Source organism: Micromonospora sp. DT63 (assembly GCF_049841615.1).
In the GTDB taxonomy this organism is placed as follows: Bacteria; Actinomycetota; Actinomycetes; order Mycobacteriales; family Micromonosporaceae; genus Micromonospora.
The window spans coordinates 224,901-243,854 of the sequence record NZ_JBNCKQ010000002.1; the positions used below are offsets into that span (position 1 = coordinate 224,901).

At 71.1% G+C, this 18,954-nt stretch carries 13 protein-coding genes and 1 tRNA gene; 6 read left to right on the forward strand and 8 right to left on the reverse strand.

Going from position 1 to position 18,954, the window contains the following annotated elements; all coding sequences use genetic code 11:
* Positions 1 to 137: 137 nt before the first annotated feature.
* The 5 genes from ACLQ27_RS07750 to argS all read right to left on the reverse strand — a co-directional run bounded on the left by ACLQ27_RS07750 (position 138) and on the right by argS (position 9,114).
* Positions 138 to 3,437, reverse strand: coding sequence for an efflux RND transporter permease subunit (locus ACLQ27_RS07750; protein WP_425866100.1), 3,300 nt, complete (start codon positions 3,435 to 3,437; stop codon positions 138 to 140).
* A gap of 118 nt (positions 3,438 to 3,555) precedes the next feature.
* Positions 3,556 to 4,605 carry a threonine synthase gene (gene thrC, locus ACLQ27_RS07755; RefSeq protein ID WP_357495978.1) on the reverse strand — a complete coding sequence of 350 codons (1,050 nt, stop codon included), beginning with the start codon at positions 4,603 to 4,605 and terminating at the stop codon, positions 3,556 to 3,558.
* Positions 4,606 to 4,740: 135 nt separating this feature from the next.
* Positions 4,741 to 6,051 carry a homoserine dehydrogenase gene (locus tag ACLQ27_RS07760; RefSeq protein ID WP_357496251.1) on the reverse strand — a complete coding sequence of 437 codons (1,311 nt, stop codon included), beginning with the start codon at positions 6,049 to 6,051 and terminating at the stop codon, positions 4,741 to 4,743.
* A gap of 8 nt (positions 6,052 to 6,059) precedes the next feature.
* Positions 6,060 to 7,445: a diaminopimelate decarboxylase gene (gene lysA / locus ACLQ27_RS07765; protein WP_238687368.1), complete on the reverse strand. Its 1,386-nt coding sequence runs from the start codon at positions 7,443 to 7,445 to the stop codon at positions 6,060 to 6,062.
* A gap of 1 nt (position 7,446) precedes the next feature.
* A complete protein-coding gene (gene argS, locus ACLQ27_RS07770; RefSeq protein ID WP_234585883.1) occupies positions 7,447 to 9,114 on the reverse strand; it encodes an arginine--tRNA ligase in 1,668 nt (555 codons plus the stop codon).
* Positions 9,115 to 9,211: 97 nt separating this feature from the next.
* Between argS and ACLQ27_RS07775 the strand changes: the two genes are divergently transcribed.
* The 4 genes from ACLQ27_RS07775 to ACLQ27_RS07790 all read left to right on the forward strand — a co-directional run bounded on the left by ACLQ27_RS07775 (position 9,212) and on the right by ACLQ27_RS07790 (position 11,906).
* Complete coding sequence (locus tag ACLQ27_RS07775) at positions 9,212 to 10,012, forward strand: DUF3105 domain-containing protein (RefSeq protein ID WP_425866103.1); 801 nt, start codon at positions 9,212 to 9,214, stop codon at positions 10,010 to 10,012.
* 8 nt (positions 10,013 to 10,020) lie between these two features.
* Complete coding sequence (locus ACLQ27_RS07780) at positions 10,021 to 10,689, forward strand: DUF305 domain-containing protein (protein WP_425866105.1); 669 nt, start codon at positions 10,021 to 10,023, stop codon at positions 10,687 to 10,689.
* 355 nt (positions 10,690 to 11,044) lie between these two features.
* The gene (locus ACLQ27_RS07785; RefSeq protein ID WP_234585888.1) at positions 11,045 to 11,740 is read left to right on the forward strand and encodes a winged helix-turn-helix domain-containing protein; all 696 of its coding nucleotides are present in this window, start codon (positions 11,045 to 11,047) and stop codon (positions 11,738 to 11,740) included.
* Between the two features lie 91 nt (positions 11,741 to 11,831).
* Positions 11,832 to 11,906, forward strand: a tRNA-Arg gene (locus ACLQ27_RS07790).
* Between the two features lie 121 nt (positions 11,907 to 12,027).
* On the opposite strand, the gene ACLQ27_RS07795 is transcribed toward ACLQ27_RS07790, so the two are convergent.
* Positions 12,028 to 13,002 (reverse strand): helix-turn-helix transcriptional regulator, encoded by a 975-nt coding sequence (locus ACLQ27_RS07795; RefSeq protein ID WP_425866107.1) that lies wholly within the window; start codon positions 13,000 to 13,002, stop codon positions 12,028 to 12,030.
* Between the two features lie 107 nt (positions 13,003 to 13,109).
* On the opposite strand from ACLQ27_RS07795, the gene ACLQ27_RS07800 reads away from it, so the two are divergent.
* The gene (locus ACLQ27_RS07800) at positions 13,110 to 13,535 is read left to right on the forward strand and encodes a VOC family protein (RefSeq protein WP_357495969.1); all 426 of its coding nucleotides are present in this window, start codon (positions 13,110 to 13,112) and stop codon (positions 13,533 to 13,535) included.
* 58 nt (positions 13,536 to 13,593) lie between these two features.
* On the opposite strand, the gene ACLQ27_RS07805 is transcribed toward ACLQ27_RS07800, so the two are convergent.
* A complete protein-coding gene (locus ACLQ27_RS07805) occupies positions 13,594 to 15,720 on the reverse strand; it encodes an ABC transporter permease (RefSeq protein ID WP_357574716.1) in 2,127 nt (708 codons plus the stop codon).
* A gap of 124 nt (positions 15,721 to 15,844) precedes the next feature.
* Here ACLQ27_RS07805 and ACLQ27_RS07810 point away from each other — a divergent pair, with 124 nt between their 5' ends.
* The gene (locus tag ACLQ27_RS07810) at positions 15,845 to 16,471 is read left to right on the forward strand and encodes a TetR/AcrR family transcriptional regulator (protein ID WP_357495967.1); all 627 of its coding nucleotides are present in this window, start codon (positions 15,845 to 15,847) and stop codon (positions 16,469 to 16,471) included.
* Positions 16,472 to 16,535: 64 nt separating this feature from the next.
* Here the strand turns inward: ACLQ27_RS07810 and ACLQ27_RS07815 are convergent, their stop codons facing one another.
* Complete coding sequence (locus tag ACLQ27_RS07815) at positions 16,536 to 18,917, reverse strand: ATP-binding cassette domain-containing protein (RefSeq protein ID WP_425866110.1); 2,382 nt, start codon at positions 18,915 to 18,917, stop codon at positions 16,536 to 16,538.
* Positions 18,918 to 18,954: the final 37 nt, after the last annotated feature.

Sequence of the window (18,954 nt, forward strand, 5' to 3'; positions counted from 1 at the left end):
CCTCGCCATGCCTACCTGGAGTATGCAAGATGTGACGCAAAGTGCAGCATCGGTCGACCGATCGGAGTGTCCGCGGCCGCACGGCCGAACGCCCCCGGCGGGCGAACCTGCCGGGGGCGTTACGGGTCGTCGTCCGACTACTCGGTCGGCTCGGTCGGCTCCGACGGGGGCAGCGGCGAGGTGCGGCTCCGGGGCAGCCGCAGCACCTCGAACTGGTCCGTGCCGTCCACCAACGCGCCCGACGGGGCGGGGCGTGCCGCCGCCGGCTGCGTGCCGTCGGCCGCCGTCGACACCGGTGCGCCCGTCGGCACGGCCACCTGGTTCGGGCCGTCCGCCTCGACGCCCTCCGGCCCGGTCGGCTCGGTCACCGCCGGCTCGCCGGATCGCCGCCGACGGCGACGCTCCCGCAGCGACTCCTTGGTGCGCTCGACCATCGTGTAGAGCGTCGGCACCAGGATCAGCGTCAACAGCGTCGAGCTGAGCAGACCACCGATCACCACGACCGCCAGGGGCTGCGAGATGAAGCCGCCCTCGCCGGTCAGCCCGAGGGCCATCGGCAGCAGCGCGAAGATCGTCGCGACCGCGGTCATCAGGATCGGGCGCAGCCGGCGCCGGCCACCCTCGACCACCGCCTCCCGGACCCCCATGCCCTGCGCCCGGTACTGGTTGATCAGATCGAGCAGCACGATCGCGTTGGTCACCACGATGCCGACGAGCATCAGCACACCGATCAGCGCTGGCACTCCCAGCGGCGTCCCGGTGGCCAGCAGCAGACCGATCGCGCCTGTCGACGCGAAGGGGATGGAGATCAGCAGGATCAATGCCTGGGTGAGGCTCCGGAACGTGGCCACCATGATCAGGAACACGATCGCGATGGCGGCCAGCACCGCCAGGCCCAGGTCGCCGAAGGCATCCGCCTGATCGGCGCTGACCCCACCGATGGTGAAGCTCGCCCCCGGCACGTCGATGCCGTCGAGCCGCTTCTGCAACTCCTTGGTGGTCGCGCCCAGGTTCGAACCGGTCGCGGCGCCGGTCACCGAGACGCTGCGCTCACCGTCGATCCGCGTGACCTGCTGCGGCCCCTCGGCCTGGGTGACGTCCGCGATGTCGTCCAGCTTCACCGGCCCGACCGGAAGTGCCCGCAGCTGCTCCAGCGACACCGGAGCGGCCGCGCTCAGCCGCAGCACCACGTTCTGCTGGCGGCCGTCGAGTGCCACCTGCCCCAGCGGAGCGCCACGGAACGCCTGCGACACGAGCTGACCAACGGCGGCCTCGGTGAGGCCCACCCGACCGGCGGCGACCCGGTCGACTGTCACGTCGACCCTCGGCACCCGCGCGGCGAGGCTCGTGGTGACGTCCTCGACGTCCGGGACACCGGCCATCGCCGTCCGGGCCTCCTCGGCGGCGCGGGTCAGCACCTCCGGGTCACTGGCCTGGACGATCACCTCCAGCTGGCTGGTCGAGGCCTCCTGACCACCGCCGAAGCTGACCTCGCCCAGGCTGGTGCCGATCTTGTCGAACTCCCGGCGCAGCTCCTCACGAACCTGCTTGGCGTCGGTGTTGCCGTCAAGCGCCAACGACCAGCTCGCGACGTTGTTGCCTCCGCCGCCCGCCCACGGGTTGTCGCCGCCACCGGCGGTCACCTGGTAGGTCTCGACCCCGTCGACCCGCCCGAGGACCGCCTCGACCTGCTTCGCCGCCGCGTCGGTGGCCGCCAGGCCGCTGCCCGCCGGCAGCTCCTGCCGGAAGCTGAGCGTGTCCTGACCGGAGTCGTCCAGGAAGTTCGTCTCCAGCTTCTGCGCCAACCCGAAGGTGCCGAAGAGCACCAGCAGGCCGAGCCCGACGGTGATCCAGCGGGTCGACCGCTTGCGGGTGGCGAACCCGATCACCGGCAGGTACGCCCGCTGCAACGGGTTGCGCAGCTCCTTCTCCTCGGCGTCGCGGCGCACCGCCTCGTCGTCGACAGTGCCGCCGCGCGGCTTGAGGAACCAGTACGCCAGCACCGGGATCACCGTCAGCGAGACGAGCAGCGAGGCGAGCAGCGCCACCGTCACCGTGATCGCGAACGGCGCGAAGAGCTGCCCGACGAACCCGCCGACCAGCGCGATCGGTGCGAACACCGCCACCGTCGTGAGGGTGGACGCGGTCACCGCGCCGGCCACCTCACGGACGCCGGTGATGATCGCCTGGCGCTTCTCCTCGCCGTACTCCAGGTGTCGTTTGATGTTCTCCAACACCACGATCGAGTCGTCCACCACCCGGCCCACCGCGATGGTCAACGCGCCGAGGGTGAGCAGGTTGAGCGAGTAGTCGCCGATCCACAGAGCGAGCAGCGCCACCAGCACGGAGAGCGGGATGGAGACCGCGGTGACCACTGTCGAGCGCACCGACAGCAGGAAGACCAGGATGACGATGACCGCCATCAGCAGACCCAGCAGGCCCTCGGTGGTCAACGACTTGATCGACTTCTCCACGAACGGCGCCTGGTCGAAGACCACCGTCAGCTCCGCGCCGGAGGCGTCCTTCAGGTCGGCCAGCCGGTCCTGGATCTCGTGGGAGATCTCCACCGCGTTGCCGTCCGGGGACGCGGTGACGGCGATGCCGAGGCTGTCCTTGCCGTTGGTCCGGGTGATCGCGGTGGCCGGGGCGAGCTGCTGCTCGACAGTCGCCACGTCACCGAGACGAACCGGTGCCGCGCCGGGCGCGATGATGATGCCGCGCAGGTCGTCCAGGGTCACGACCGGCGTCCCGACCTGCACCGGCAGCGCGAGGCCGCCGTCGGTCACCGCACCTGCCGGCACCGACACGCCGTTGGTCTTCAACGCAGCGCCGATGGCGGTCGGCTGGACCTTCGCCGCGGCCAGCTTCGCCGGATCCGGGGTGACCACCACGACGTCGTCGCGGGTCCCGGTCACCTCGACAGTGCGGACTCCGTCGATGCCCTCCAGCTCCGGCACCACAGTCGCGCGCAGCTTCTCGGCGAGCGCCCGCTCGTCGGCGCCGCCGGCCGCGGCCAGCACCACCGCCGGCAGGTCGTCCGTGCTGCCCGCGATGACCTGCGGGTCGACGCTCTCCGGCAGCTGGGCGTCGATCCGGCTCAGCGCGGTCTGCATCTTGTTGACCACGTCGTCCAGGTCGGTGCCGAACTCGTACTGCACCTGGACGGTGGCCGCCCCCTCGCGGGACGTGGAGGTGACCTTGTCCAGCCCCGGGATGCCCTGCAGGGCGTTCTCGATCGGCTCGGTCACCTGCGACTCGACGATCTCGGGACCGGCACCGGGATAGGGCGCCACGATGAACGCGGCCGGGAACTCGAGCGACGGCAGCAGTTGCTGCTTCAGCGACGGCACGGCGAACGCTCCGAACGCCGTAATCACCACCGCGATGAGGGCGACCAGCCCTCGGTTGGCGAGGCTGAATCTGGCGAGCAGCGACATCGGCCTGGCTCACTCCTGAAAGAGAATGCGGGCGGGGATAGGTGAAAGTGTGCCGGACTCGATCACCTGGACCCCCGCCGCCCCCAGGGCGGCCCACCGCCGGTGGGTCGTACCGCTCTCAGGCCAGGTCGAGGGCGCGGGCCGCGGCCAGCGGATCGTTGCCGATGGTCACCGGAGCGGGCGCGGTGGAGATCGCCCACTCCGGGTCCTTCAGGCCGTGACCGGTCACCGTGCAGACCACCGTCGAGCCGGCCGGAACCGCGCCCGCCGCGGCCTGCTGGAGCAGGCCGGCCACGCTGGCCGCGCTGCCCAGCTCGACGAAGACCCCCACCTCGCGGGCGAGCAGCCGGTACGCGGAGAGGATCTCCCGGTCGGTCACCGCCGCGATCAGACCGCCGGAGGCGTCCCGGGCGTCGAGCGCCTTGGTCCAGCTCGCCGGGTTGCCGATCCGGATGGCGGTGGCGATCGTCGACGGCTCCGGCACGACCTGGCCGGTCACGATCGGCGCCGCCCCGGACGCCTGGAAGCCGTACATCTTCGGCGCCCGCGTGGTCGTGCCGGCGGCGTGCTCCTCGGAATATCCCATCCAGTACGCGGAGATGTTGCCGGCGTTACCGACGGGCAGGCAGTGGATGTCGGGGGCGTCGCCGAGCGCCTCGACGATCTCGAAGGCGGCGGTCTTCTGGCCGTGCAGCCGGTCGATGTTCACCGAGTTGACCAGCGCGACCGGGTGATCCTGGGCCAGCTTGGCGGCGAGCGCGAGGCAGTCGTCGAAATTGCCGCTGACCTGGAGCAGCTTCGCCCCGTGCACCAGCGCCTGGGCCAACTTGCCGAGGGCGATCTTGCCCTGCGGCACCAGCACCGCGCAGGTCAGCCCGGCCCGGGCCGCGTACGCCGCGGCGGAGGCGCTGGTGTTGCCGGTGGAGGCGCAGATGATCGCCTTGTTGCCGGCCTCGACCGCCTTGGAGACCGCGAGGGTCATCCCCCGGTCCTTGAAGGAGCCGGTCGGGTTGGCGCCCTCCACCTTCAGGTAGACGTCGCAGCCGAGCCGGGCCGAGAGCACGGGCGCCGGCAGCAGCGGGGTGTTCCCCTCGTGCAACGTGACGACCGGCGTGGCCGCGGTGACCGGCAGCCGATCCCGGTACGCCTCGATCAGACCCCGCCACATGTCGCTCTCCTCGCCTCTACCTCTGCACCGACCCGAGCATCAGGCCACCCTGGACCACCCTGCCGCAGCCATCGAGGGCACACCCCGGGTTACCCACCTGGCGGGACGGGCGGGCCGCCCCGGTGGTTCAACGACTCAGGCGCCGCCCTCGACCCGCAGCACACTCGTCACCGACCGGACGATGTCCAGCCCGCGCAGCTCGACCACTGTCGCGGCGAGCGCGGCGTCCGGCGCCACGTGGGTGACGATGACCAGCTCGGCGTCGCCGTCCCGGCCGGGCATGCCGCTCGCCGAGCCCTGCCGGACGGTCGCGATCGACACGTCGTGCCGGGCGAACACGCCCGCCACCGCGGCCAGCACACCCGGACGGTCGGCCACGTCCAGGCTCACGTGGTAGCGGGTCAGCGCCTCGCCCATCGGCCGCACCGCCAGGGCCGCGTACGCGCTCTCGCTGGCCGCGCGCACCCCGGCGAGCCGGTTGCGGGACACCGCCACCACGTCGCCGAGCACGGCGCTGGCGCTCGGTGCGCCACCCGCGCCCCGGCCGTAGAACATCAGTTGCCCGGCCGCCTCCGCCTCGACGAAGACCGCGTTGAACGCGTCGCCGACGCTGGCCAGCGGGTGGCTGCGCGGGATCATCGCCGGGTGGACGCGGACACTGACCGTCTCCTGACCGGCCGCGTCGACGCCCCGCGCGGCGATGCAGAGCAGCTTGATCGTGCAGCCCATCGCCTGGGCGCTGGCCATGTCCGCGGCGGTCACCTCGGTGATGCCCTCGCGGTGCACGTCGGCGGCGCCGACCCGGGTGTGGAACGCCAGCGAGGAGAGGATGGCGGCCTTGGCCGCGGCGTCGAAGCCCTCGACGTCGGCGGTCGGGTCGGCCTCCGCGTACCCCAGGGCGGTGGCCTGCTCCAGGGCCTCCGCGAACCCGGCGCCTGTCGTGTCCATCGCGGAGAGGATGAAGTTGCTGGTGCCGTTGACGATGCCGGTGACCCGGTTGATCCGATCGCCGTGCAGCGACTCGCGTAGCGGGCGCAGCAGCGGGATCGCGCCGGCGACCGACGCCTCGTAGTAGAGGTCGCCGCCGCCCTCGGCCGCCGCCTCGTGCAGGGCCACCCCGTCCTCGGCGAGCAGCGCCTTGTTGGCGGTGACCACGCTCTTGCCGGCGCGCAGCGCCTCGACCAGCCAGTCGCGAGCCGGCTCGATGCCGCCGACCACCTCGATCACCACGTCGACGTCGTCCCGTTTGATCAGGCCGAGCGCGTCGGTGGTGAACAGGGCGTCGTCGACCGGAAGGTCACCGCGGTCGCGGCCGAGCCGGCGGACGGCGATGCCGGCGAGCTCCAGTGGAGCGCCGATGCGGGCGGCCAGGTCGGCCGACTGCTCGTGCAGCAGCCGGACCACCTCCTGGCCGACCGTGCCGCAGCCGAGCAGTGCCAAGCGCACAGGTGACGTCATCCCACATCCAATGCCAGCAGATCGTCTTCGGTCTCCCGCCGGACGATCAGACGCGCCTGGCCGTCGCGGACCGCGACGACCGGCGGCCGGGGCACATGGTTGTAGTTGCTGGCCATGCTCCGGCAGTAGGCGCCGGTGCCGGGCACCGCGACAAGATCTCCGGGCTGCACGTCGGCGGGCAGGAATTCATCCTTCACCACGATGTCCCCGGACTCACAATGCTTTCCCACCACGCGGGCGAGCAGCGGCTGCGCTGTCGAGGCGCGCGAGGCCAGCGTCGCCGAGTAGGACGCGTCGTAGAGCGCGGTGCGGATGTTGTCGCTCATCCCGCCGTCGACGCTGACGTACGTGCGGAGGCCGTCGAGGTCCTTGACCGTGCCCACCTCGTAGAGGGTGAACACGGCCGGACCGACGATGGCCCGGCCCGGCTCGATCGACAGGTGCGGCACCGCCAGGTTCTCCGCCGCGCACTCCGAGTCGACGATCTTGCGCAGCCGCTTGGCCAGGTCCTGTGGGGTGGCCGGGTCGTCCTGCGTGGTGTACGCGATGCCGAACCCACCGCCCAGGTCCAGCTCGGGCAGCTCCACCCCGCGCGCGTCGCGGATCTGCGCCTGCAGGGCGAGCACCCGGCGGGCCGAGACCTCGAACCCGCTGGCGTCGAAGATCTGCGAGCCGATGTGCGAGTGCAGGCCGCGCAGCTCCAGCACACCCTCGTCGAGGATCTTGAACGCGGCGTTGGCTGCCGCGCCGCCGGCCAGCGAGAAGCCGAACTTCTGGTCCTCGTGGGCGGTGGCGATGAACTCGTGGGTGTGCGCCTCGACGCCGACCGTCACCCGGACCAGCACCCGGGGCCGCACCCCGCGCTCGCGGGCCAGCGCGGTGAGCCGGTCGATCTCGGTGAACGAGTCGACGATGATCCGACCCACCCCGGCGTCCAGCGCCCGGCCCAGCTCGGCGACCGACTTGTTGTTGCCGTGAAAGCCGATCCGCTCCGGCGGCATCCCCGCCGAGAGCGCGGTGGCCAGCTCACCGCCGGTGCAGACGTCGAGGTGCAGGCCCTCCTCGGCGATCATCCGGACCACCGCGCGGCAGAGGAACGCCTTGCCCGCGTAGAAGACGTCCTCGGTCGGGAAGGCCGCCCGGAAGTCACGGCAGCGCGAGCGCAGGTCGGCCTCGTCGAGGACGTACACCGGGGTGCCGAACTCGGCAGCGATGTCGCGGACGCTCAGGCCCGCGACGGCGACCGCGCCGTCCGCGCCGCGCGTCACGCTGCGCGGCCACAGCGCCGGCACGAGGTCGTTGACGTCGGCCGGGGTACGCAGCCAGGCCGGCCCCTGGTTGCTGATGTCCGCGTGCAGCGCACCAGCCTCGTGAGCCCGCATGTCACATCCTCTCGGGTGCGGATACGCCGAGCAGGTGCAGGCCGTTGGCGATCACCGTGCGGGTGGCGTTGTTGAGCCAGAGCCGGGCCCGGTGCCTGTCGGTGACCTCCTCGTCGCCCAGCGGCAGCACCCGGCAGTTGTCGTAGAAGCGGTGGTAGGAGGCGGCGACGCTCTCCTCCAGGTAGCGGGCCACCCGGTGCGGCTCGCGCAGCTCGGCGGCGGTGGCGACCACCGCCGGGAACTCGGCGAGCGCCTTGAGCAGCTCGTTCTCCTTCTCGTGGTCGAGCAGCTCGGGGCGGAACGCCTCGGCGTCACCCGGGACCAGCCCCACCTCGGCGGCATTGCGGGCCACCCCCGCCGTCCGGGCGGCCACGTACTGCACGTAGTAGACCGGGTTGTCGCGGGTCGCCCGGGTCCACAGCTCGATGTCGATGTCGATCGGGGAGTCGCTGGAGTAGCGGGCCAACGCGTACCGGGAGGCGTCCACGCCGATCGCCTCGACCAGGTCCTCCAGGGTGATCACCGTGCCGGCCCGCTTGCTCATCCGCATCGGGGCGCCGTCGCGCAGCAGGTTGACCAGCTGCCCGATGAGGATCTCCAGGTTGCGCTCCGGGTCGTCGCCGAAGCAGGCGGCCATCGCCTTCATCCGGCCGATGTAGCCGTGGTGGTCGGCGCCGAGCATGATCACGACCCGCTCGAAGCCGCGCTCGCGCTTGTCGAGGTAGTAGGCGCAGTCCGCGGCGAAGTACGTCCACTCGCCGTTGGACTTGCGCAGCACCCGGTCCTTGTCGTCACCGAAGTCGGTGGTGCGCAGCCAGGTCGCGCCCTCGGACTCGTAGACCCGGCCCTGCTCGCGCAGCCGGGCCAGTGCGAGGTCCAGTTCGCCCCGGTCGTGCAGGTCCTTCTCGTTGAAGTAGGTGTCGAACTCCACCCCGAAGTCGCGCAGCGACGAGCGGATCTCGTCGAACATCAGCGCGACGCCCTCGACCCGGAACACCTCCTGGGCGGCGGCGTCGTCGAGGGTCAGCACGTCGGGCCGGCGGGCCTGCACCTCGGCGGCGATCTCGGCGATGTACGCGCCGCCGTAGCCGTCCTCCGGCGCGGGCTCGCCCTTGGCGGCGGCGAGCAGCGAGCGGGCGAACCTGTCGATCTGGGAGCCGGCGTCGTTGAAGTAGTACTCCGTGCCCACCTCGGCGCCGGTGGCCCGCAGCAGCCGGCTCAGCGCGTCGCCGACGGCCGCCCAGCGGACCCCGCCGATGTGCACCGGGCCGGTCGGGTTCGCCGAGACGAACTCAAGGTTGATCTTCTCGCCGGCGAGCCGGTCGCTGCGGCCGTACTCCGCGCCGGCCTCGACGATCAGGCGGGCGAGCTGGCCGGCGGCGGCGGCGTCCAGCCGGATGTTCAGAAAACCCGGACCGGCGATCTCCACCGACTTGATCCCCGGCGCCCGGCCCAGCTCGTCGGCCAGAGCGGTGGCCAGCTCGCGCGGCGGGACGCCCACCTTCTTGCTCAACTGCAGAGCGAGCGTGGAGGCGTAGTCGCCGTGCTCGGGGTTCCGAGGTCGCTCCACCACCGTGTGCTCCGGCAGCGCGGCGTGATCCAGACCACGGTCGGTGAAGACGGCGTGGGCGGCGGTGAGGACGACCGAGGCGAGTTCTGCAGGAGTCACCCAACCATGTTATCGGGGGTAGACTCGGGCACTCGGCGGCAACCCTGCGCGTCATCCGGCCCGCCACTCCCCTGACCGACCGACCTGACGAGGCACGATGAGCATCAGCACCCCGGGCGGCCCTGAGCGCCGCCCGACCGTGGTCAGCACCGGCAAGAAGCCGGCCGCGGGCCGGCCGGCGTCCGGCGCCAAGGCCGGCACCGGCAAGCCGGCCGGCACGCCACGGGCAGGCGGCAAGGGCCCCCGCAAGCCGGTCACCCCGGTCAAGGTGAGCCAGGGCCGGGCCTGGGGCCCGATCGCGCTCTTCGTGACCGTGGGCGTGCTGGCCGCCGGCATCATCGGCTACGGCGCCTGGGCGTCGTTCCAGGGCTCCAAGCCGTGGGACAAGCGGGCGAACGCCATCGACGGCATCGTCAACTACCGCAAGACCGATCCGGACAGTTTGAAGTACGAGGCGCACAAGTCCGGCCCGCTCACCTACAAGTACTCGCCGCCCGTCGGCGGCGTGCACAACGCGGCCTGGCAGAACTGCATGGGTGACGTCTACGACGCCCCGATCGCCAGCGAGAACGCGGTGCACAGTCTTGAGCACGGCGCGGTCTGGATCACCTACCGCCCGGGCCTGCCGCAGGACCAGATCGACAAGCTCGCCGGCAAGGTGCGCGGCGTCGAGAAGACGATGCTGAGCCCGTACGAGGGCCTGGACAAGCCGATCTCGCTCCAGGCGTGGGGCTACCAGCTCAAGGTCGACAACGCCGACGACAAGCGGATCGACGACTTCATCAAGGACCTGCGGGTGAACGCCTCCGTCGAGGGCCCCACCGCGCTGTGCAACACGGGCATCACCGCCACCGGCACCACGCCGCGTGACCTCCAGCAGCAGCCCCCGACCCAGTAAGGACGGCGATGACAGCCCCCGCCACCACCGACACCGAGCACGACGACGTCGTGGCCGCCCCGCACGAGGGCGGCCCGGCACCGGCGCGGCGCTACGGCGTCGCGGCGCTCGCCATCATGGTGGTGGTGGGCCTGCTGATCGGGTACGCCGGCGGCCTGCTCACCCCTCGCCTCACCCGACCCGGTGACTCGTCGGTCGAGGCGGGCTTCGCGCGGGACATGACGACCCACCACGCCCAGGCGGTGGAGATGAGCCTGATCGCGTACCGGTCGGCGACGCTGCCCGAGGTGCGACAGATAGCCGTCGACATCGCCACCGGTCAGCAGGGCGAGATCGGCGCCATGCAGACCTGGCTGCGCGACTGGCAGCTGAGCCCGACCGGGTCGCAGCCGCCGATGTCGTGGATGTCCGACGGCGCCGCGGTCAAGGACGGGCTGATGCCGGGCATGGCCACCCCGGAGCAGATGGCCTCGCTGCGCGACGCCAAGGGCATCGAGGTGGACCGGCAGTTCCTCGCCCTGATGTACAACCACCACCTCGGCGGGATCCACATGATCGACGCGGCGCTCGCGGAGACCGACAACGCCGAGGTGGTCCGCATGGCCCAGACCATGAAGACCACCCAGCAGTCCGAGCTGAACAACCTCCGGCAGCTCCAGGCGCAGGCCAAGGGCTGACCGGCCGTACGGGCACACCGGGCCCGCGTTCCCGCCGCTCGCCGGCGTGGACGCGGGCCCGACGCCTGTCCGCACCCCCACCCCTGCCGTCCCGCCCTGCCTCAAGATCCGCGCAGTTTCCGGGATGTTGCTGTCTCGCAGCGCCGGGAGGCAGCAACATCCCGGAAGTTGTGCGGATCTTGGCGGCTCCGGGCGGATTCCACCCCCTGCCGACCCACTCACCACCCCTCGGCCGCACCCTTCATGCACTTAAGTCCGGTTTGGTCGATTCGAGCGTCACGGGCGATTACGTTGCTTAGAGAGTTTTCTCCATACATATCGTGACCAGTTGTGATTCGGGCTCGTTGCCCAAGACGTGGGGGTTGCACTCAGAGACGCACGGCGCTCGGTGACCAGTTGGTGCCGACGCCACACCATCGGCGGTGACGGGGCGGTGGCAGCCGTCCGTCGCGGACAGCGGCAGGGCGAGCCGGGAACGCTCAGTCGCGAACAGGAACTCGAACTGATCGACACACTCCGGGGCGTCCACCCCGACGAGTTCGGCCTGGACGAGGAGTTGTGGACGCGGCAGAGCCTCACCACGCTCATCCAGCGCCGGTTCAATCTTCCGCTGGACGCGGGGGCGGTCGGGGCGTACCTGCGGGCCTGGGGGTTGGGTCCGCGGGAACCGCGCGAGCGGGCCTGCGGGCTCTGCGTCAGCGCGGTCGAGCGCTGGGTACGCAGCGAGTACCCGGCGATCACCCGGACGGCACAGGAGCACCTGGCCGAGGTCTACTGGATCGGTCGGGTCCGGCTGCGCGGCACCATGCCGGCGGCGGACGTGATCTCCGCGGTCTCGTCCCGGGGGCGGGTGCGCTTCATGATCACCACGCCGACCGTGGACCCGCCGCTCCCCCGCGACTTCGTGCTGCGACTCAGCGGCGAGGAGCAGCGCACGGTGCACCTGATCGTGGACGGGTCCTGGCCGCGCAACGAGTGGCCACGCCGGCTCCCCCGGCGGATCGTCCTGCACCCGCTGCCCAGTTGTGGGCGGGCCATCGCAGCGGCCTGAGCACGGACGGGCCGATCACCGACACGATCGGCTCGTCCGATACCGATTCGGCGTACGCGGAGGAGGTTTGCTAGTCTTCTCCAGTCGCTGAGCCCCCGTAGCTCAGGGGATAGAGCACCGCCCTCCGGAGGCGGGGGCGCAGGTTCGAATCCTGCCGGGGGCACCAAGAAAAGTTTCACCGCCGGGCGCAGAGGCAGACCGCCTCCACGCGCCCGGTTTTGCGTTTCCGCTCCCCGAAGCCCGCGACGCGCCGCCCGGGTGGCCGTGTGCGCACGGCCGCCGCGCGTCTAGCCGGGCCGGGCCGCGTCGGCGTAGCGGCGGGCGAGACCGCCGAAGGCAGCCTTGAGCTCGGCGGGCCCGATCACCTCGATGTCCGCGTCGAACCTGCCGAGCGCGGCGGCGAGGCCGACCCAGGACCAGGAGCCCTGTACGAGCTTGCAGCGCTCGGGGCCGATCTCTTCGACAAGCCCGTCGCGGGTGTACGCGGCGACGACGACGGCGGGAAGGCCGATGATGACCTCGCCAACGCAGGGCCACGCCGAGGCGTCGGTGGAACCTCGGAAGCGGCCCGTGACGTACGTGGCCACGTCTCCCATGGGCAGTTGTCGTGGGGTGAAGCGTGGTCCGGTCGGGGTACGCGGGCTGACCCGGTCGCAGCGGAAGGTTCGCCAGTCGTCTCGGTCGAGGTCCCAGGCGACGAGATACCAGCGCCCCTTCCAGGTGACGAGGTGGTGGGGCTGCACGCGGCGGGGCGGCGCGTCGGCGGCGGCGCTCGTCGAGGCGTAGTCGAAGCGCAGAACCTCGTGGGCGTGGACGGCCGCGCCGATGGCTGCCAGCACGGTGCCGTCGACCGGGGAGTCCGGCCCGGTCGTGGGTTGTCCGACGGCGGTGACCTGGAGGGCGTCGACGCGGTGCCGCAGCCGGCTGGGCATGACCTGCCGGATGGTGTTCAGCGCTCGCGCCGCGCCCTCCTGGATGTCCGCCCCGGAGAGGGCTGCCACCTGGAGTGCGACGGCGATGGCGACGGCCTGCTCGTCGTCGAACAGCAGCGGTGGCAGTTGGGCGCCAGCGTCGAGCCGGTAACCGCCGTCCGGGCCCTTGAAGGCTCTGACGGGGTAGCCGAGCTCGCGCAGCCGGTCGACATCGCGTCGCACCGTACGCGGGCTCACGTTCAGCCTCTCGGCCAGGAGACCGCCAGGCCAGTCACGTCGGGCCTGGAGGAGCGAGAGCAGCGACAGCAGTCTCGCGGAGGTCGTGGCCATGCACCCGAGTGTGCCCCGGGTAGCGGACACAACCTGACCGCTACCCCTGCCATCGTCGGCGTTGCACCCGGGCAACAGCCACGGGTCACGTCCCACGAGGAGCAGCAATGAGCATCAACACCGTCGCCCACATCAACCTTCGGGGCAACGCGCGGGCCGCCCTCGATTTCTACCGGTCCGTCTTCGACGGGGACCTCGCCGCGGTGACCTACGCCGACGCCCACAATGTGCAGACCCCGGACGAGGCCGACCAGATCATGTGGGGTCAGGTCACGTCCGCCGAGGGCTTCCAGATCATGGCGTACGACGTGCCGTCGGCGCGGCCGTGGAGCCAGGGCGAGAGCCCGTTCTTCGTCTCGGTCCGGGGCAGCGACGCCGACGAGATCACCGGCTACTGGAAGAAACTGAGCGAGGGCTCGACAGTCCTGGTCGACCTCGCACCCGCCGGCTGGGCTCCCCTCTACGGCATGCTCACCGACCCGTTCGGCGTCACCTGGGTGCTCGACGTCGCCGTCGAGTACGACCCGGCCTGACCAGAAGGAGCAAGCCCACCGCCGATCGCGAGGGATCGGCGGTGGGCTGCGGTGCCGCTCAGTGCGCCTCGGCCGGCACCAACCTCGGGTGCACCTCGGGTGCCGCACCCGCATCCGGGTCGCCGGAGTCCGCGCGGCGTTTGAGCCACCTGTCGATTACGAGGTTCAGGACGAGCCCGACAGCGCCCCAGATGGCGATGACCAGCAGGTTCTGTCCGACACCGACGCCGTCGAAGTACCGCAGCGATCGGGCGATGTCGACAGCCGCGGGCAGCGGCAGCACGTCCTGCAGGGGGCGGAACACCTCGGGGACCAGGTACACCGACATGCCACCGCCGGAGGCGGGCACGCCGGCCATCATCAGCACCAGCATCATCGGGATGATGCCGGCCAGGCCGACGGTGCGGGTGAGCACTCCGGTGGCCAGGGAGACCGAGAAGATGGTCAGGGCGCCGTAGGCGATCGTCTCCAGGGCGTTGCCGCTGATCGCGCCGATGACGACGTCGAAGAGGAACCACAGCCAGACGGACATGCCGATCGCCCAGCCGCCCAGCAGCGGCAGGAACTGGGGCACGCGGCGCACGTGCGGGGCACCACCGCGCAGGACGGCCAGGAACAGGAAGCCGGCCATGATCCAGGACATGCCGACGTACATGCTGTTGCTGCCGCCGGTGTCGGTATCGCTCAGGGGTTGTACGTCGGTCAGCGTGAGCGGGAGGTCCTGGGCCGCGGTGATCGGCTGGAAGATCGCGCGGATCGCGGACTGCTGGCTGGCGTTGGCGGCGGACGCCGAGTACAGCGTCGCGGGAGTGTCGGGCGCCGACGGCAGGACGAAGGCGGCGACCACTTCACGGGTACGGATCTGCTCGGTGGCCTCGTCCACCGTGTCGGCAACTGTGACGTCGAGGATGCCGTCAAGCTGTGCGTTGAGGCCGGCGGCGGTCTGCTGAGCCTGCCCGGGGGCGGCGGCGACAACGACGACCGGGATGTCGTGCGGTTGCGGTTTGTGCATGGAGAACCCCATGGCGCCCACGACGACCACGAGGATGGCCAGCGGGAAGCCGGCCGCGGCCACGTACCGGAATCGCTTGGAGCGCGGTGGCCCGCCGGCCAGAGCGGGGGCCTTCGCCTCGGGGTCGGCGATCGGGGGGACGCCGGGGATCGTGTTGCCGCTCGCGCTGCGCTCCTTGAGCAGGCAGAGCGCGAGGGCGGCCACGAGCCACACGGCCAGGACGATCAGGTGGGTGCCCAGGCCGTTGCCGTCGAAGTACAGGACCGAGCGCAGTGCCTCACCGGCCGCCGGGAGCGGCAGCACGCCGTGGAGGAACTGGAAGAACCCGGGCATGTTGTGCACGGACAGGGCCAGGTTGGACGCGGGCATGCCGAACACGACCCAGAGCAGCATGCCGGGCAGCACCGCGAGGGGTCCGACGAACTTGGAGAGCAGCAGCTGGGCCAGGCCGACGGCCGCGGTGGCGAGCATGCCGACGCCGAGGAAGGTGAGGTAGTGGCCGTCGACGGCTCCCACGACGGGCCCGAGGATGAGCCAGATGATCGAGCTGGTGACCGCGGACCAGCCGGCCAGAACGGGCAGGAACCGGCGCAGCCGCAGCAGGTGGGGGACGCCCATCACCATGATGCTCAGTGGCACGTACCCGGCCAGCATCATGCCCATCGCGGCGAACAGGACCGCGATGCCGGCCGAGTCACCGGCGGGGAGCGGCGCGACGTCCTCGGCGGTGGTCTGCCAGCTGTTCTGGAGGGCCACGGGCGCGAGCAACTGCTGGACCGTGGCGTTCTGCGAGGCTCCGGCCGCCGAGGCGGTGAGGATCGTGGCGTTGGCGCTGCCGTCGGTGGGCAGGACGAGCGCCCCGGCGGCTTCCTGGTCGTGCAGCAGGTCGACCGCGTCGTCGCGGGTGGCCACCAGGGTGGCCTCGGTGCTGTCGGCGGCGTTGAGCCCGTCGACGACGGCCTGTGCCGGGGCGCCGCTGCCGACGATCGCGACCGGCATGTCCCGGGGGTGCGGTGAATGCATGGTCGACATGTAGGTCGCGAACATCATCGTGACGATGAGGAAGGGCATCACGAACAGGGCGACCATTCGGATGATCTGTTCCTTGCGGTCCGCGCCGGGCGGGCGGCCGTCCACCACGTCGGCAGCCTCGATCACGGCTTCGGTATCCATGCACGCTCCAGAGCAGTTTGTACGCCAGTTGACTTACAAACTGTAGGCGGCGGATGCCGGAACCAGGAATCCAGCTAGGTTGACCTGAGTCACATCCGGGCGAGGACACGAGGGGGCCGGGGTCATGAGGCGGTCCGAGGCGGCACGCACCGCGCTGCTGGACGCGGCGGAGCGGCTGTTCGCCGAATCGGGAGTCGCCGAGATCTCCGACCGCCGGGTGGCCGAGGCGGCTGGCAACACCAACCACTCGGCGGTGCGCTACTACTTCGGCGGGCGCGAGGGCCTGCTGAAGGCGCTCATGGCCCGCCACGTGCACGCCGTGGCGGAACAACGCGCTCAGATGCCCCCGACCGACGACTCCATCCTCGGCGACATCCGCGGTCTCGTGGAGCCGAGCATGCGGGTTCTCGACCAGCTACCGCGCCCGAGCTGGCGGGCCCGGTTCCTGGAACACATGCTGCACAACCCCACCACTGTGCCGATCATGCGCGAAGCCCAGGACACCACGCCACAGGCGTTGGAGCTGCGCGAGTCCCTGGCCGCGCGGCTGCGGCACCTCGACCCGGAGGTGGTCGCCGGCCGTGCGCTCCTGATCACCCGCATCGTCAGCACCACGACGGCCGAGGTCGAGGCACGCGCCGAACGCACCGGCGAAGACCCGCAATGGCCCGAGGTCGGCGACTTCCTCGTCGACGCCATCACCGGAATGCTCAGCGCCCCGATCAGCCGGCCACGCCTACCCGAACGCTGATCGCCGGGACCCGGCCCCGGTCCCGGTGAGGCCGACGCCGCTGCCGCGCGTCGGCCCCGCGGGCTCACCTGCCGACGTACGCCGCCAGGTGCTCACCGGTGAGGGTGGAGCGGGCGGCCACGAGATCGGCCGGGGCGCCCTCGAAGACGATCCGGCCGCCGTCGTGGCCGGCGCCCGGGCCGAGGTCGATGATCCAGTCGGCGTGCGCCATGACCGCCTGGTGGTGCTCGACGACGATCACCGACTTGCCGGAGTCGACCAGTCGGTCCAGCAGGCCGAGCAGCTGCTCGACGTCGGCGAGGTGCAGGCCGGTGGTCGGCTCGTCGAGGACGTACACGCCGCCCTTCTCGGCCATGCGGGTGGCCAGCTTGAGTCGCTGCCGCTCGCCGCCGGACAGGGTGGTCAGCGGCTGGCCGAGGCTGAGATAGCCGAGCCCGACGTCGACGAGCCGATCGAGGATGGCGTGCGCGGCGGGCGTACGCGCCTCGCCGGCGGAGAAGAACGCCTCGGCCTCGCGCACCGACATGGCGAGCACCTCGCTGATGTCCCGGCCACCGAACCGGTACTCCAGGACCGACGCCTGGAACCGCCTGCCCTCGCACTCCTCGCAGGTGGCGGCGACACCGGCCATCATCCCCAGGTCGGTGTAGATGACGCCGGCGCCGTTGCAGCCGGGGCAGGCGCCCTCGGAGTTGGCGCTGAACAGGGCCGGCTTCACACCGTTGGCCTTCGCGAACGCCTTGCGGATCGGGTCGAGCAGCCCCGTGTACGTCGCGGGGTTGCTGCGGCGCGAGCCGCGGATCGCGCTCTGGTCGACCGACACCACGCCGTCGCGGTCGGACACCGAGCCGTGGATCAGCGAACTCTTGCCCGAACCGGCCACACCGGTCACCACCACGAGCACGCCGAGCGGAATGTCGACGTCGACGTCGCGCAGGTTGTGGGCGTTCGCGCCCCGCACTTGCAGCACGCCCGACGGCGTCCGTACGGAGGTCTTCAGGCGGGCCCGGTCGTCCAGGTGCCGCCCGGTCAGCGTGTCGCTGGCGCGCAGCCCGTCGACGGTGCCCTCGAACACCACCTCGCCTCCGCCGGTGCCCGCGCCCGGCCCGAGATCGACGACGTGGTCGGCGATCGCGATCGCCTCCGGCTTGTGCTCCACCACCAGGACGGTGTTGCCCTTGTCCCGCAGGCGCAGGAGCAGGCCGTTCATCCGCGCGATGTCGTGCGGGTGCAGCCCGATCGTCGGCTCGTCGAAGACGTACGTGACGTCGGTGAGCGACGACCCGAGGTGGCGGATCATCTTGGTGCGCTGCGCCTCGCCTCCGGAGAGGGTGCCCGAGGGGCGGTCGAGCGACAGGTAGCCCAACCCGATCTCCTCGAACGAGTCGAGGAGGTGTTGCAGGCCGGTGAGCAGCGGCGCCACCGACGGCTCTTTGATGCCCCGGACCCACGCCGCCAGGTCGCTGATCTGCATCGCGCAGACGTCGGCGATGCTCTTACCCGCGATCTTCGACGACCGGGCCTCGGCGCTGAGCCGGGTGCCGGCACAGTCGGGGCAGGTCGTGAACGTCACCGCACGGTCCACGAAGGCGCGGATGTGCGGTTGCAGCGTGTCGATGTCCTTGGCGAGGAACGACTTCTGGATCTGCGGGATGAGGCCGACGTACGTCAGGTTGATGCCGTCGACCTTGATCTTGGTCGGCTCCCGGTGGAGCAGGTCCTGCAACTCCTTCTTGTTGAACTTGGCGATCGGCTTGTCCGGGTCGAAGTAGCCGCAGCCCCGGAAGATCCGGCCGTACCAGCCCTCCATGCTGTAGCCGGGGATCGTGATCGCGCCCTCGTTGAGCGACTTGCTGTCGTCGTACAGCGCCGACAGGTCGAAGTCGGTGACCGCGCCCATGCCCTCGCAGCGCGGGCACATGCCGCCGAGTCGGTTGAACGTCGCCTTCTCGGTCTTCGTCTTGCCGGCACCGCGCTCGACGGTGATCGCGCCGGTCGCCCGCACCGACGGGACGTTGAAGGAGAACGCGTTGGGCGAGCCGATGTGCGGCTGCCCGAGCCGGCTGAAGAGGATGCGCAGCATCGCGTTGGCGTCCGTGGCGGTGCCGACCGTGGAACGGGCGTTGGCGCCCATCCGCTCCTGGTCGACGATGATCGCCGTGGTCAGCCCGTCCAGTACGTCGACCTCGGGCCGGGTCAGCGTCGGCATGAAGCCCTGCACGAAGGCGCTGTAGGTCTCGTTGATCATCCGCTGCGACTCGGCCGCGATGGTGCCGAACACCAGCGAGCTCTTGCCGGAGCCGGAGACCCCGGTGAACACCGTCAGTCGGCGCTTCGGAAGCTCGACCGTGACGTCCTTGAGGTTGTTCACGCGCGCGCCCTGCACCCGGATCAGGTCGTGCCGGTCGGCGACGTGCGCCGCAGGCGGGTCCGTGGCCTTGCTCATCGTGTCTCCATCTTCTCGGGCGGGCGGGGCCCCGGGG

Coding starts and splice junctions, on each gene's coding strand:
- ACLQ27_RS07750 (WP_425866100.1), bottom strand. CDS start 3,437: ATGTCGCTGCTCGCCAGATTCAGCCTCGCCAACCGAGGGCTGGTCGCC.
- thrC (WP_357495978.1), bottom strand. CDS start 4,605: ATGTGGCGGGGTCTGATCGAGGCGTACCGGGATCGGCTGCCGGTCACC.
- lysA (WP_238687368.1), bottom strand. CDS start 7,445: ATGCGGGCTCACGAGGCTGGTGCGCTGCACGCGGACATCAGCAACCAG.
- ACLQ27_RS07775 (WP_425866103.1), top strand. CDS start 9,212: ATGAGCATCAGCACCCCGGGCGGCCCTGAGCGCCGCCCGACCGTGGTC.
- ACLQ27_RS07780 (WP_425866105.1), top strand. CDS start 10,021: ATGACAGCCCCCGCCACCACCGACACCGAGCACGACGACGTCGTGGCC.
- ACLQ27_RS07795 (WP_425866107.1), bottom strand. CDS start 13,002: ATGGCCACGACCTCCGCGAGACTGCTGTCGCTGCTCTCGCTCCTCCAG.
- ACLQ27_RS07800 (WP_357495969.1), top strand. CDS start 13,110: ATGAGCATCAACACCGTCGCCCACATCAACCTTCGGGGCAACGCGCGG.
- ACLQ27_RS07805 (WP_357574716.1), bottom strand. CDS start 15,720: ATGGATACCGAAGCCGTGATCGAGGCTGCCGACGTGGTGGACGGCCGC.
- ACLQ27_RS07810 (WP_357495967.1), top strand. CDS start 15,845: ATGAGGCGGTCCGAGGCGGCACGCACCGCGCTGCTGGACGCGGCGGAG.
- ACLQ27_RS07815 (WP_425866110.1), bottom strand. CDS start 18,917: ATGAGCAAGGCCACGGACCCGCCTGCGGCGCACGTCGCCGACCGGCAC.